Raw genomic sequence first — 14,383 nt, forward strand, 5'->3', positions numbered from 1 at the left:
TATCTCGCCCTAGAACCTGAGCAATGCACAAGGATTAGGCACTTGCCGGTCAAACTGAACGACATCACTCTCTCGCCCCCTGTTTTTCTGGCCCCGCTGGCTGGAATCACTGATTTGCCGTTTCGCAATCTGGTGTCTCGCTTTGGCGCGGGGCTGGTGGTGAGCGAAATGGTGGCCAGCCAGGAGATGGTGCAGGCCAAGCCGGGGGTGCGCGAACGAGCCGAGCTGGGTTATGGGGTCGCCAACTCCGCCGTGCAGATCGCCGGGCGTGAGGCCTATTGGATGGCCGAAGCCGCGCGGATTGTTGAGGCAAACGGCGCGGCGCTGATTGATATCAATATGGGCTGCCCTGCTAAGAAGGTGACCAGTGCCAGCGGTGCCGGGGCCGCCGGGTCGGCGTTGATGAAAGACCTTGATCATGCGCTTGACCTGATCGAGGCGGTGGTCGGCGCGGTCAAGCTGCCGGTGACGTTGAAGACTCGGCTGGGTTGGGACGATGCGTGCCTGAACGCGCCCGAACTGGCGCGCCGCGCCGAAGCGGCGGGCATTCAGATGATCACCATTCATGGCCGCACCCGGTGCCAGTTCTACAAGGGTCATGCGGATTGGGCGGCCATTGCGGCAGTCAAGCAGGCCGTCACCATACCGGTGATTGCCAACGGAGACATTACAGACAGCATGACGGCGCAAAAGGCGCTGGATAAATCCGGAGCCGATGGCGTGATGGTTGGACGCGGGGCGCAGGGCCGCCCCTGGGTCTTGGCGCAGATAGCGCATGAGCTATTTGACAGCGCTAAACTTGAGATCCCTACCGGAGCGGCATTGGTTGATCTGGTGGGAGAGCATTACGAGGCAATATTGCAGTTTTACGGCACTGATTTGGGCCTGCGCGTGGCGCGCAAACACCTGGGCTGGTACATGGATACGGCTGAGACAGGACCCAGCTTGCGTCGCTTGATCCTGACCGCTCGCGATCCTGATCAGGTGAAACGTTTGCTGCCGCAGGCCATCGCCGATCCGGAAAGACAAGCAGCATGAGCGGAGCAGATAAAGCGATATGGGCGTCCCTGCCGACGCCAGCGATGATCCTGGATGCCGAGGATCGCATCACAAGGATCAACCCCGCAGCCGAGGGCTTCCTGATGTCTTCGGCGCGTGCGGTCGAGGGCTATCCGGTATGGGATCGCCTGAGCGTGGATACCCCTCTGGAGGCCGCATTTGAACGTGCCCGGACACATGGTGCCCCTCTTTTCGTAAATGATGTCGATATTGGTACCGGGACCCATCCACCTATGCAGTGTAACCTGCAAATCGCGCCGCTGGCGGGTCAACCGGGCCATATGATCCTGCAGATCGCGCCACGCGAACTGGCCGGGCGGATGACGCAAAGCCATTCGGTAAAATCCGCTGCTCGTTCGGCCATTGGTATGGCGGAAATGCTGGCGCACGAGATCAAGAACCCTCTGGCGGGGATTACCGGCGCAGCGCAACTGGTGGCGATGAATCTGAGTGCGGCAGACCGCGAATTGACCGATCTGATCGTCTCTGAAAGCCATCGCATCGTCGGGCTGCTGGATCAGGTTGAGCAGTTCGGAAATATCAGTGCGCCGACATTGGCACCCGTCAACCTGCATGACGTGCTGGATCGCGCGCGCCGCTCGGCAATTGTAGGATTTGCCGCACATATGGAGGTGATCGAGGATTACGATCCCTCGCTACCGCTGGCCTTGGGCGATGGTGACCAACTGTTGCAGGTGGTGTTGAACCTGCTGAAAAACGCCGCCGAGGCCGCGGATGGCAGTGGCACGATCCGGTTGCACAGCTATTACGAGCAGTCCCTGCGCGTGCGGCGCGAAGGCGGCCCGGATCAATCCCTGCCATTGCATATCGAAATCATAGATGACGGCCCGGGCCTTCCCGACGAGATCGCAGCGCAAGTGTTTGAGCCCTTCGTGTCGGGGCGTGAAAACGGCACCGGGCTGGGGTTGGCGCTGGCAGCCAAGATCATATCGGACCATGGTGGCTGGCTGTCGGTGAATTCTGTGCCTGGACGCACGGTGTTTCGATTATCGCTGCCGCGCGCCGGGCAGGCTGAAAAGGAGACGAGCTAGATGGATGGCACAGTTCTGGTGGCCGATGATGATCGCACGATCCGAACGGTTCTTACACAAGCCCTGACACGTGCCGGATGCCGTGTCCATGCCACGTCCAGCCTGACCACGCTGATGCGGTGGGTCGGCGAAGGCAAGGGCGACGCGGTGATCACGGATGTGATGATGCCCGACGGGAACGGGTTGGAAATGCTCCCGAAAATCGCTGCGGATCGCCCCGGTCTGCCGGTGATCGTGATTTCGGCGCAAAACACGATCATGACCGCGATCAAGGCCGAAGAGGCGGCGGCGTTTGATTATCTGCCCAAGCCCTTTGATCTGCCCGACATCATGAAACGCACTGCGCGCGCGCTCGAGATCAATACAAGGCGAGTGGCCGCTGCGGGGCCGGGCCCTGAACGGCCTGACGACCTGCCATTGATTGGGCGCACACCGGTGATGCAAGCGCTCTACCGGGTGGTGGCGCGGATCATGAATGCCGATTTGCCAGTGCTGATCCATGGCGAATCCGGAACCGGCAAGACCCTGATCGCGCGTGCTATTCATGACCTGTCTGACCGGCGTGGATTGCCGATGGTTCTTGTCACGCCCTCTGATCTGACCGATCTGGATGGCCCTGCCAAGCTGATGGCGCGGGTGCGGGGCGGTACCATCCTGCTGGACGAAATTGCTGACTTTGATTCCGAGCTGCAGGGCCGCGTGGTGCGGATGATGGATGCCCCGGGCGAAGATAAGCCCCGGTTCCTGGCCACGATGCAGGCACGCGAAGATAAGTCCGAAGGGTTGCGCGATGATCTGTATTATCGTCTGACCGGTGCCATTATCGATGTGCCGGCCTTACGGGATCGGGTCGATGATATCTCCCTGCTGGCCGATCATTTTCTGACAAAGGCCGTCCGCGACGGTCAATCGCCGCGACGCTTGTCGGGGGACGCGCTGGAGCGGCTGCGCCGCTATGGCTGGCCAGGCAACGTACGCCAGTTGGAAAACATGGTGCAACGGCTTGGCCTGACCGCGCAGAGCGAAGACATCACCGAGGCCGACACCCGCCTGGCCCTGGACACCCAACCCAATGCGGGCGCGGCGCTGAGCCTTGCGGCGGGCGGGGGAGGTGCGGAGAGTTTGCAGGCTTCAGTCGCCGCCCATCTGCAACGTTACTTTGATCTGCATGGCGGAATGCTGCCGCCGCCGGGTCTCTATGCACGAATCCTGCGAGAGTTCGAACTGCCCCTGATCGAGATTGCGTTGGACGCCACTGGCGGAAATCAGGCCAAATGCGCCGACCTTTTGGGTATCAATCGCAATACTTTGCGCAAGAAGATCACAGAACTGGATATTCGCGTGACACGTCGCCGCAAGTTGATGTAAAACTGCAACAGAGATGTGGCGCGAAAACGGCAGAACCCGTTTGACCGCTAAATCTGGGTGCAGGGCTTTGACGCCCTACGAGAGATTGGGAGTAGGGCGTGGCAACAAGGACACGCAGGCTAACGTGGGATAATATCAGCCGGCTGCGCCGTTTGCGGAAACTGCAGACTTTGGCCACGTTTGGTCTGGTTGTGTTGGGGCCGGTGCTGGCCTTGATGACCTATCTTGTCATGGGCCCGCTGGATCAGGGTGCTTCGTCCAGCACATTGCGCATCGTTCTTCTGGCTGATCTGGTTTACGTGATCATAGTGGCCGCCTTGGTGCTGCAACGCGTTTTACGCATGGTGGCGGACCGCCGAAAGCTCTCGGCCGGATCGCGACTGCACCTGCGTCTGACCGGGGTGTTTACCATCATGGCGCTGATCCCCACGATCACCGTGGCCATATTTGCAACCTTCACAGTGAACATGGGGCTTGAAGCATGGTTTTCCGATCGTGTGGGGCGTGTTGTCGACACCTCGGTGGCGGCCGCACAGGCCTATGAAGAGGAACATCGCGTGGATCTGGTGGCGGATGCGCGGGTTCTGGCCTCGGTGATCAACGCGACGAAACGCGCGGCGGTCTTCATCGACGATGGCGATATCCGGCAAGTGTTGTCCCGCGGTCAGCGCGAGATTCAACGCGGTCTGAAAGAAGCCTTCGTCATTGATGGGACCGGCGATATCCGCGCGCGCGGTGAAAGGTCGTACCTGTTTGATTACGAGCAACCGGCGGCCAGTGAACTGGCCCTTGCCCGCGAGAGGGGCGTTGTCGTGATCCGCGATTGGGACAATGATGAGTTTCGCGCCCTGATGCCACTCGAAGCAATTCCGGATCGTTTTCTCTATGTCAGTCGCAGTGTCGATGGCGATATCCTGAACCTGCTGGATGAAACGCAGGAAACCGCGCTTTTCTATAAGCAGCGCGAAAGTGAGCGGGGCAGGGTGCTTTTTGAGTTTGGCCTGTTTTACCTTGGCTTTGCGGTGATCCTGATCCTGGCTGCGATCTGGCTGGGTTTGTGGTTTGCCGAACGGTTGTCACGCCCTGTTGGCCGCCTGACATCCGCCGCGCAACGCGTGGGTGAAGGCGATCTTGACGTGAAAGTGCGCGAGGAAGAAGGCGATGACGAGATCGCCATGCTCAGCACCTATTTCAACCAGATGACCCGGCAGCTGAAGGCGCAACGTGACCGCCTGTTGAGCAACACGCAACAAATTGAACGCCGCCGCAGGTTGTTTGATTCCGTTCTGGGGTCCGTATCCTCCGGCGTTGTGGGACTTGATGTGGAGGGGCGTGTCACCTTCGTGAACCGCTCCGCAGAACGCTTGATGGACTGGACCGAAGATCAGCAATCCGTCGCATTAAGCGTGGCGATTCCGGAATTCGGCGAGCTGTTTCAACGCCTCAAAAGCAATCCAACCGGCTTCGTGCAGGAAGAGATCAAGGTGACGCGTAACGCGCGTCAGGAAAACCTGCTGGTGCGTATGTCCTCGCGGCTTTCTGAAGAGGGCAAACGCGAGGGATATGTGCTGGCCTTTGATGATGTAACCGATCTGGTCAGTGCACAGCGCATGGCCGCCTGGGGCGATGTGGCACGCCGTATTGCCCATGAAATCAAGAATCCGCTGACGCCCATCCAATTGTCTGCCGAGCGGATCAAGCGCAAGTTTTCCAAACAATTGGACGAGGCCCCGGCGGAAGAACTGGAACAACTGACCGATGTGGTCGTGCGTCAGACCAATGACCTGCGGCGCATTGTCGATGAATTCTCGAAATTCGCACGCATGCCGGAACCGGTAACCAAAGAGGAAAGCCTCGACAAGATGGTGCGCGAAGCCGCGTTACTGCAGGAAAGCGGCCAGCCAGATGTCCGGTTTGAGACTGAGTATACGGATGCTCCATTGTTGGCCGAAATCGATTCAACAATGATCAACCAAGCGCTGATAAACCTATTGAAGAACGCAGGGGAAGCCATTGAAAGTTATTGCGAAAAATACGGCGATGAGGGTTTGATGCCAACCATTCGGGTCAGCACGGAACAGCATGACGGAGAGGCTGTGATCCGCATTGCCGACAATGGGATCGGCTTGCCGGAAGACCGTTCGCGGCTCTTCGAGCCTTATGTGACCACCCGTGAGAAGGGTACAGGGCTGGGCTTGCCCATCGTGAAGAAAATTATCGAAGAACATGGCGGCAGCTTGTCGCTGGAGGACGCGCCTGCCTTTGGCGAGGACGGGCGGCAAGGCGCGATGGCGGTGATCCGACTGCCGCTTATCGCAGCGACAGACATGGGTCAAAACGACCCGATGGAACAGGCAGTGTGAGGACAAAATGGGCGATATTCTGATTGTCGATGACGAACGCGATATCCGCGAATTGATTGCCGATATCCTTGAGGATGAAGGTTATAGCACAAGGCGCGGGGCCAATGCCGATGAATGCATGGCCGCGATTGCGCAGGAAAGGCCGGCACTTTTGATCCTCGATATCTGGCTGAAAGACAGCCATATGGACGGGATCGATATCCTCAAGACGGTCAAACGGGATTACCCGGAAGTGCCGGTGGTGATCATCTCCGGACACGGCAATATCGAAATCGCGGTCGCAGCGATCAAGCAGGGCGCCTATGACTTCATCGAGAAACCCTTCAATATTGACCAGTTATTGGTGGTTATTCGCCGCGGCATGGAGACTGCCCATCTGCGGCGCGAGAACATAGCCCTGAAGCAGCGCGAAGTCGAACCGGCCGAGATTCTGGGTGAAAGCGCGGCCATGCGCACGCTGCTAAGCCAGCTTGAGAAGGTGACCAAATCCAATGGGCGCGTGATGCTGACCGGGCCTGCCGGGGTCGGCAAGGAACTGGCCGCGCGCTATATCCACGCCAATTCCAACCGTGCCTCGGCTCCTTTTGTGGTTGTGGGCTGTGCAACGATCGAGCCCGAGCGCATGGAAGAGGTGCTTTTTGGTCGTGAAAACGGCGAAAGAGGGATCGAACCGGGGCTTCTGGAAGAGGCCAATGGCGGGGTGATTTACTTTGACGAAGTCGCGGATATGCCCTCTGGCACCCAGTCCAAGATCCTGCGGGTTCTGGTTGATCAGACTTTCCTGCGCGTGGGAGGATCGGAGAAAGTGCGGGTGGATTTGAGAGTGATCTCCTCGACCAACCGCGACCTTGAGGCCGAGATTGCCGCCGAACGGTTCCGTCGGGAGCTTTTCCATCGCCTGAATGTGGTGCCTATCCCTGTGCCTTCGCTGGAAGAGCGGCGCGAGGATATCCCGATGTTGGCCGATTATTTCATCGAAACGCTGCATAAATCCCAGGGTCTTCCGCAGCGGGTGTTGAGTGAAGAGGCTAGCGCCTTGCTGCAAACCATGTCCTGGCCCGGCAACGTCCGCCAGCTGCGCAATGTGATCGAACGGGTGCTGATCCTTGGTGATGACACTGGTCCGATCGCCGTGGGGGAGTTGCCTGGTGAAAGCGAAGCGCCCGAAAGCGATGGGCGCGTGGTGCTGTCCGGCGCGATTGCCACCATGCCGCTGCGCGAGGCGCGAGAGGCGTTCGAGCGTGAATACCTGCTGACTCAGATCAACCGCTTTGGCGGCAATGTCAGCCGCACGGCCGAGTTCGTCGGCATGGAGCGCAGCGCCTTGCATCGCAAGCTGAAGTCTTTGGGGGTTGTCACCGGCTCGAAAGCCGCGCAGTCAGCCTGACGCATCGCGAAAAGGCTCGCATCGCTTCCTGTTGGTTCAGAAAGTCAGTTGGGCGGGGTGACAACCTGCCAACCGCCCCCTTTGATGCGGATTGCGCAAGACTCTCCGGTGATCGGCGGCAACACTTTGGTGCGGGATATCTGAGTTGCCTCCACCACATCGCTGGTACAGGCGGGCAGACGCACACGCTGATAACCTTTCGCAATCATGCATTGCTCTTCATACGCCCGGCGCGCGCCTTCATTGGCGTCATAGGTTTCGATCCGGTCCGGCGTGGTTTGCACCCAATAGGTGTGGCATTGTCCCGCCGCATTACAATGGGTCTTCGGTATCTGCGTTCCAGGAACAATCCGGGTGCGATTGTCAATCGGCACCGCCTTGGCCGCCTCTAACCCGCAATTGGCCTCGTCCCGGTTCAAACGGTCAACGGGCGTGCCCTCTTTGTAATAGAGGTTCAGCGGGGTGCAGGCCGCGGCAACACCCAATGCCAGAACAAGAAAACCCACGTGTTTCATGACAAACTCCATTCCAACCTGCTGTTGGCGGCCCGGGACAAAGCGATTGACCATGGCAGACCCATCTGTCATTCAAAACCCTCAAACGGGATGAGGCAAGCCCTATGAAGGTCATCATCTGTGGCGCCGGGCAGGTTGGCTGGCAAATCGCCCGCCATTTGTCAGGCGAAAAGAACGATGTCACGGTCGTGGATAACAATCCCGATCTTGTGCGCCGGGCCACCGATACGCTGGATGTGCAAGGATTGGCAGGTTTCGCCAGTTATCCGGACGTGCTGGATCGTGCCGGAGCGCGTGATGCGGATATGATCATCGCCGCTACCTATTCGGACGAGGTCAACATGGTCACCTGTCAGGTGGCCCATTCGGTTTTTGCCATTTCGCGCAAGATTGCCCGGCTGCGGAGCCAATCCTATCTGGATGCCATCTATTCAGATCTCTATCGGCGCGATCACATGCCCATCGACGTCGTGATCAGCCCCGAGAAAGAGGTGGCCGAGGCCGCGTTGCAACGCCTGGCCGCGCCCGCCGCTTTCGACACGGAACGGTTTTTTGACGGCAAGGCCCAGTTGATGGGCCTACGGCTGGACGAAGATTGTCCGGTGGTCAACACACCGCTGCGCCAGCTAAGCGATCTGTTTTCCACCCTTCGTGTGCTGGTACTGGCCGTGCGCCGCGAAGGGCGCCTGTTTGCACCCGAAGCGGGGGATCAGTTGTTTGTGGGCGACGAGGCATATGTCTTTGCCCCGGTCGAGGATATTCCCCGCACCCTGGAAGTCTTCGGCAAATCCGAAACCAAGCAAGAACGGATCGTGATTGTCGGTGGGGGCAATATTGGCCTTGCTGTTGCCAAATCACTGGAAGAAAGCACCGCACGCATCCGCGCCAAGGTGATCGAGAAGAATCGCAAAGTGGCCGAAACGGCGGCCGATACACTAGAGCGCACTATCGTGCTGAATGGCGATGGGTTGGACAGCGGATTGCTGGCCGAGGCCGGGATCAGCCGCGCTGATGCCATTCTGGCGGTCACCGATGATGACAAGACCAACATGTTGGCCGCCGTGCGGGCCAAGGCCGAAGGTTGCCCGATGGCGATCAGCCTGATCAACGACCCGACGCTGCTGCCCTTGTTGGAACCGCTTGGCATTGACGCCTATATCAACCCACGCGCCACGACCGTCAGCTCGATCCTGCGCCATATCCGTCATGGCCGGGTGCGCGGTGTTTATTCCATCGGCGATGCTGAGGGAGAGGTCATCGAGGCCGAAGTGATGTCGACTTCGACTATCGCGGGCGCACAAATCCGCGAGATTGATTTTCCTGAGGGCGTTCTGGTTGGCGCAGTGAAACGCGGCGATGAAATTCTCAAACCCACGGGCGGCTTGCGGATCGAGGCAGGCGATGTCGTAGTGATTTTTGCAATGGCCGCTGATGTGGCCCAGGTCGAGCAGCTGTTGCAGGTCTCGATCGACTTTTTCTAGGTCCGGATCGGCGCGCGCATGTTCAGCAAGCTGCTGTCTTTCCCCCTGATCCTGATCCTCACCGGGATTGCCGCGCTGGCGATGTTCCTTCCGATGATCGATGCGCTGATGCGCGATGATCACAGCGTCGCGCAGGCTTTTGGTTATTCCGCTGTGCTTGGTATGGCGCTGGTTTTGATCATCGGTCTGGCCATGTCCGCGCGCGAGCGACGCAAGGACAGTGATTTCTCCAACCTGATCTCGCTGTTCCTGGCTTATGTTCTGCTGCCGGTATTTCTTGCCATGCCGTTTTACGAGGCGTTGGAGACCACATCGTTCCTCAACGCTTATCTCGACATGGTGTCGGCCCTGACCACGACAGGCTTACCACTGTTCAACAATCCGGACCGGTTGGTCGACAGCCTGCATTTATGGCGCGGGATCGTTGGTTGGCTTGGGGGCTTGCTGATCTGGGTGTCGGCCTCGGCGGTTCTGGCGCCGCTGAACCTCGGGGGGTTCGAGGTGACGGCCAGTGCTGAACCGGGGCAGAACGAAACCCGTTTGGACCGGTTTCAGCGCGCCAGTTCCGCCAAGCGATTTCAGCAGATCACCTATACGCTGGCCCCGATCTATATCGGCCTGACGGGGGGGATGTGGATCCTGTTGATGCTGAATGGAGATCGCTCGCTGGTTGCCCTGATCCACTCGATGTCGGTGATGGCCACCAGCGGGATTTCCCCGGTGGGGGGGGTGCAAAACGGCAATTCGGGCCTTGGCGGCGAGATGGTGATGTTCCTGTTCATGCTGTTCGCATTGTCGCGTCTGACCTTTTCGAAGGACACGATCACCAGCGCCCAGTCTGGTTTTCAAACTGATCCCGAATTTCGACTTGGCGTGCTCCTGGTCATTAGCGTACCGATTCTGCTCTTTGCGCGTCATTGGCTGGCCGCGTTTGACGTGGACGAGACCGAAAACCTCTGGATGGCGCTGCAGGCACTTTGGGGCGGGGCCTTTACCGTGTTGTCCTTCCTGTCAACCACCGGTTTTGAAAGCGGCGATTGGGTCGCGGCACGCGACTGGTCAGGCCTTGGCACGCCGGGGTTGATCCTGCTGGGCCTGTCCCTTGTCGGAGGCGGGGTGGCCACCACGGCCGGCGGTGTCAAACTGCTGAGGGTCTATGCGCTTTACCTGAATGGACGTCGCGAGATGGAACGGTTGGTGCATCCGTCCTCAGTGGGACGGGCCAGCGAAGGCAGCCGACGCATTCGCCGCGAAGGCGCGTTCATTGCGTGGATATTCTTTATGCTATTCGCGATTTCTCTGGCTTTGATCACCGTTGTTCTGGCAGCGTTGGGCCAGGACTTGGAATCGGCGCTGATCCTTTCAATTGCGGCCTTGTCCACCACAGGACCGCTGGTCAGCGTGGCGGCGGAAACGCCTATTGTTTTGCTCGAACTGGCCCCCGGGGCCAAACTGGTTCTATGCGCAGCTATGGTTCTGGGACGCATGGAAACCTTGGCGATTATCGCTCTCCTGAACCCCGGTTTTTGGCGCAACTAGGCGTGGGCCTGCGCTCAAGCGTAGCAACTTGATTTTTGGGGTGGCAAACCCCGAACGGTGCCGCCATACTCGCGCCGAGGGAAAAACGGTGCCGATCCGCGGCACATGCAAGAATAAAGGTTAATTTAATTATGGCGAACGACCGACAAAACCTGCAGGACGCGTTTCTGAATCAGGTGCGCAAGACCAAGATTCCGGTCACTGTATTTCTGATCAATGGCGTTAAGCTGCAGGGTGTGATCACCTGGTTTGACAATTTTTGCATTCTGCTGCGCCGTGACGGGCAATCCCAGCTGGTTTACAAGCATGCGGTCAGCACGATTATGCCGTCGCAGCCGGTGAATCTCTACGACGGTGACGACGCCTCTTGATGGGGGACACCCCTGTGCGCACCCGGGCTTGGGTGCTGCATCCTGACATCCCGTCCAACGACCGCACCCGCGATCCCGCTCTTGCTTTGGAAGAGGCAGTGTCGCTGGCCCATGCCTTGCCCGAACTTGAAGTGGCGGGCGATACGGTCGTGCGTTTGAAAACCCCGCATCCAGGCACGTTGTTTGGCAAGGGCAAACTGGAAGAGCTGCGCGCTTTGTTCGAAGCCGAAGAGATTGATCTGGTTCTGATCGACGGCCCGGTCAGCCCTGTACAGCAACGCAACCTTGAGAAGGCCTGGGGGCTGAAATTGCTGGATCGGACTGGTCTGATCCTGGAAATCTTCAGCGACCGGGCGGCGACCCGGGAAGGGGTGTTGCAGGTCGAGATGGCCGCCCTGTCGTACCAACGCACCCGTCTGGTGCGCGCCTGGACACACCTTGAACGCCAGCGCGGTGGTTTAGGATTTGTCGGCGGTCCCGGCGAGACGCAGATCGAAGCGGACAGACGGGCAATTGACGACCAACTGGTACGCCTGCGCCGCCAATTGGCCAAGGTGATCAAAACCCGGACCCTGCACCGCGCCGCGCGCGCCAAGGTGCCATTCCCGATTGTCGCGCTGGTGGGCTACACAAATGCCGGGAAATCCACGCTGTTCAACCGCATGACCGGGGCCGAGGTGATGGCCAAGGACATGCTGTTTGCCACGCTGGACCCGACGATGCGCAAGATCGAGTTGCCCGGCGGCGGCCCCCAGATCATCCTCAGCGACACGGTGGGGTTCATCAGCGATCTGCCGACCGAGTTGGTTGCGGCCTTCCGCGCCACCTTGGAAGAGGTGCTTGAGGCTGATCTGATCTGTCACGTCCGCGATATCTCGCACCCTGAAACCGAGGAACAGGCGCAGGACGTTGCGGCGATCATGGACAGTCTTGGCGTGCTTGAGACAACGCCCCGGATCGAGGTTTGGAATAAGGTCGATCGGCTGGACGGGGAGGCCAAGGCCGCGGTCCTGACCCGTGCTGAGCGCGCCGAAGATGTTCTGGCGATCTCGGCCGTGACAGGCGAGGGGCTTGATGCTCTGGTCGATGCGATCACAGCGGCTTTGGCCGGCACAACACAGGACGAAGAGGTGGTGCTGGGCTATAAGGACGGGCGCAAACGCGCCTGGCTGTTTGAGAAAGGCCTGGTTGAGGCCGAAGAACCGGGCGAGGACGGCTACACCCTGACCGTGCGCTGGAACGCGATGCAAAAGGCGCAGTTTGAGGGGCTCTGAACGCCGGTGTTCTAGTTGTCGTTATGATTCTTGATCCATTCGAGACGGATTTGTGAACGCCTGGCAATGCACCAGTGTGTCTTCCCAGCCCTGCAAAGCGCTTATGTCTTCCCCCAAGAAACGTTGATCATCTTCCAATTCATAGACCGCTTTCTTAGCCTGGCGGGTCAGTTTTTCTTTTTTCTTGGGATCGGCTTGCTGTTCAGCATTTAAAGATCATTTGTTCCATTAAATTTTGCAATTCCTGACCCATTTGAAACAATGAAATCCCCAGGCACTTATCCAATGAAATGGCCAAAAACTAGAAAAGGATTGCCGAAAGCCAAATTCTGGGAGCGCGTTACAAGGGTAGCGCTGTTGTGTCCTTGATCTCTTCCATCACGAAACTTGCCGAGACATCGCCCATCGGCACACGGGCAATCAAGGTTTGGTAGAGCCGATCATAGTCGGCCATATCCGCCACGCGGGCGCGGATCAGGTAATCCAGATCGCCGCTCATCCGGTAGACCCCCTGTATTTCTGGCACACCGGTGGTGGCGCGGGCAAATTTCTCAAGCCATGCCGCATCATGGGCCGCGGCGCGTACTTGCATGAAGACCATCAGCCCCAGACCCAGCTTACGCGCATCCAGCAATGCCACGCGTCCCCTGATGATGCCCGCCGCCTCCAGGGCCTTGACGCGGCGCCAGCAGGCATTGCGAGACAGTCCGACACGGTCACCCAATGTTTCCAACGGCAAGGAAGCATCACGTTGCAATTCCATCAGGATGCGGCGGTCTATATCATCAATATTCACCATAAATTGCGAGATACCTGAGATAACATCCCACAATCAAGGAATTTGTCATGATAATCGGGAAAGATTCTCAAGCCGACCGAATTACTCTGACTTAACCACCACTCACGGAACACCACCATCACAGAAGGGGCAACGCGATGCGCAGTTGGGTATCCGACGCCATTTCACGGATTGAGGCCGATTATCAACGCTCGGCCGATACGCATCTGTTCAAGCTGCCGATGCCGGTGCTGGAGGGGATTAATATTTATCTCAAGGATGAAAGCACCCATCCTACTGGCAGCCTGAAACATCGCCTTGCCCGGTCGCTGTTTCTCTATGCGCTGTGCAATGGCAAGCTGGTTGAGGGTATGACAGTGATCGAGGCGTCTTCGGGCAGCACGGCGGTGTCCGAAGCCTATTTTGCGCAGATGCTTGGGCTGCCTTTTGTGGCGGTTATGCCGCGCTCGACCGCGCAAAAGAAGATCGACATGATCACCCTTTATGGCGGCCAGTGTCATTTCGTTGAGACGGCCCCGGAAATGCACGAGACCGCCGTGACACTGGCCGAGCAGACGGGTGGGTATTTCATGGATCAGTTCCTTTATGCCGAGCGTGCAACCGATTGGCGGGGCAATAACAACATCGCTGAAAGCATCTTTTCGCAGATGCAACGCGAACCGCACCCGATCCCCCATACACTGGTGATGAGTGCGGGCACTGGCGGCACCTCGGCCACTTTGGGGCGTTATGTGCGCTACAAAGGATATGGGTCGCGCCTGCTGGTTGTCGATCCGGAGTGTTCGGTGTTTTACGACAGCTACGTGACCGGCGATATGGACCTGACACGAGACTGTTCCAGCCCGATCGAAGGGATCGGCCGGCCCAAAGTGGAAAAGTCTTTCCAGCCCAGCGTGATAGACGAGATGCTTCAAGTGCCCGACTCGGCCAGTATCGCCACAATCTGGTGGTTGGAAAAGCGGATTGGCCGCAAGGCCGGCCCATCAACAGGCACCAACCTTTGGGGCGCGCTGAAAGTGGCGGAAGGTATGCTTGAAAGGGGCGAACAAGGCTCGATCGTCACGCTTCTCTGCGACGGGGGCGAGCGATATCTCGACACACATTACAATCCGGATTGGGTGGCAGAAAAGATCGGCGATCCCGCACCCTATCTGGCCGCATTACAGCGTTGGTAA

At 58.7% G+C, this 14,383-nt stretch carries 12 protein-coding genes; 10 read left to right on the top strand and 2 right to left on the bottom strand.

The window, feature by feature from the left end; all coding sequences use genetic code 11:
- Window positions 1-42 precede the first annotated feature (42 nt).
- The 5 genes from dusB (at window position 43) to ntrX (ending at window position 7,229) form a co-directional block, all read left to right on the top strand.
- On the top strand, window positions 43-1,038 hold the full coding sequence (gene dusB, locus V6N02_RS03915) for a tRNA dihydrouridine synthase DusB (RefSeq protein ID WP_371224178.1): 996 nt from the start codon (window positions 43-45) through the stop codon (window positions 1,036-1,038).
- A complete protein-coding gene (locus V6N02_RS03920; protein ID WP_371224179.1) occupies window positions 1,035-2,111 on the top strand; it encodes a two-component system sensor histidine kinase NtrB in 1,077 nt (358 codons plus the stop codon). The genes dusB and V6N02_RS03920 overlap by 4 nt, the downstream gene beginning before the upstream one ends.
- Complete coding sequence (locus V6N02_RS03925) at window positions 2,112-3,479, top strand: response regulator (RefSeq protein ID WP_371224180.1); 1,368 nt, start codon at window positions 2,112-2,114, stop codon at window positions 3,477-3,479.
- A gap of 152 nt (window positions 3,480-3,631) precedes the next feature.
- The gene (locus V6N02_RS03930; protein ID WP_420884249.1) at window positions 3,632-5,842 is read left to right on the top strand and encodes a sensor histidine kinase NtrY-like; all 2,211 of its coding nucleotides are present in this window, start codon (window positions 3,632-3,634) and stop codon (window positions 5,840-5,842) included.
- Between the two features lie 7 nt (window positions 5,843-5,849).
- Entirely contained in the window at window positions 5,850-7,229 is a 1,380-nt protein-coding gene (gene ntrX / locus V6N02_RS03935; RefSeq protein ID WP_371224182.1) for a nitrogen assimilation response regulator NtrX, read from the top strand.
- 44 nt (window positions 7,230-7,273) lie between these two features.
- On the opposite strand, the gene V6N02_RS03940 is transcribed toward ntrX, so the two are convergent.
- On the bottom strand, window positions 7,274-7,816 hold the full coding sequence (locus V6N02_RS03940; protein ID WP_371224183.1) for a hypothetical protein: 543 nt from the start codon (window positions 7,814-7,816) through the stop codon (window positions 7,274-7,276).
- 32 nt (window positions 7,817-7,848) lie between these two features.
- On the opposite strand from V6N02_RS03940, the gene trkA reads away from it, so the two are divergent.
- The 4 genes from trkA to hflX all read left to right on the top strand — a co-directional run bounded on the left by trkA (window position 7,849) and on the right by hflX (window position 12,409).
- The gene (trkA, locus tag V6N02_RS03945) at window positions 7,849-9,225 is read left to right on the top strand and encodes a Trk system potassium transporter TrkA (RefSeq protein WP_371224184.1); all 1,377 of its coding nucleotides are present in this window, start codon (window positions 7,849-7,851) and stop codon (window positions 9,223-9,225) included.
- An 18-nt stretch (window positions 9,226-9,243) separates the two neighbouring features.
- Complete coding sequence (locus V6N02_RS03950) at window positions 9,244-10,764, top strand: TrkH family potassium uptake protein (RefSeq protein ID WP_371224185.1); 1,521 nt, start codon at window positions 9,244-9,246, stop codon at window positions 10,762-10,764.
- A 131-nt stretch (window positions 10,765-10,895) separates the two neighbouring features.
- Complete coding sequence (hfq, locus tag V6N02_RS03955; protein WP_371224186.1) at window positions 10,896-11,135, top strand: RNA chaperone Hfq; 240 nt, start codon at window positions 10,896-10,898, stop codon at window positions 11,133-11,135.
- The gene (hflX, locus tag V6N02_RS03960) at window positions 11,135-12,409 is read left to right on the top strand and encodes a GTPase HflX (protein ID WP_371224187.1); all 1,275 of its coding nucleotides are present in this window, start codon (window positions 11,135-11,137) and stop codon (window positions 12,407-12,409) included. The genes hfq and hflX overlap by 1 nt, the downstream gene beginning before the upstream one ends.
- Before the next feature lie 340 nt (window positions 12,410-12,749).
- Here the strand turns inward: hflX and V6N02_RS03965 are convergent, their stop codons facing one another.
- Window positions 12,750-13,208: an Lrp/AsnC family transcriptional regulator gene (locus tag V6N02_RS03965; protein WP_371224188.1), complete on the bottom strand. Its 459-nt coding sequence runs from the start codon at window positions 13,206-13,208 to the stop codon at window positions 12,750-12,752.
- Between the two features lie 137 nt (window positions 13,209-13,345).
- On the opposite strand from V6N02_RS03965, the gene V6N02_RS03970 reads away from it, so the two are divergent.
- Entirely contained in the window at window positions 13,346-14,383 is a 1,038-nt protein-coding gene (locus tag V6N02_RS03970) for a PLP-dependent cysteine synthase family protein (RefSeq protein ID WP_371224189.1), read from the top strand.

This window comes from Roseovarius conchicola (assembly GCF_041403425.1).
GTDB lineage: Bacteria > Pseudomonadota > Alphaproteobacteria > Rhodobacterales > Rhodobacteraceae > Roseovarius > Roseovarius conchicola.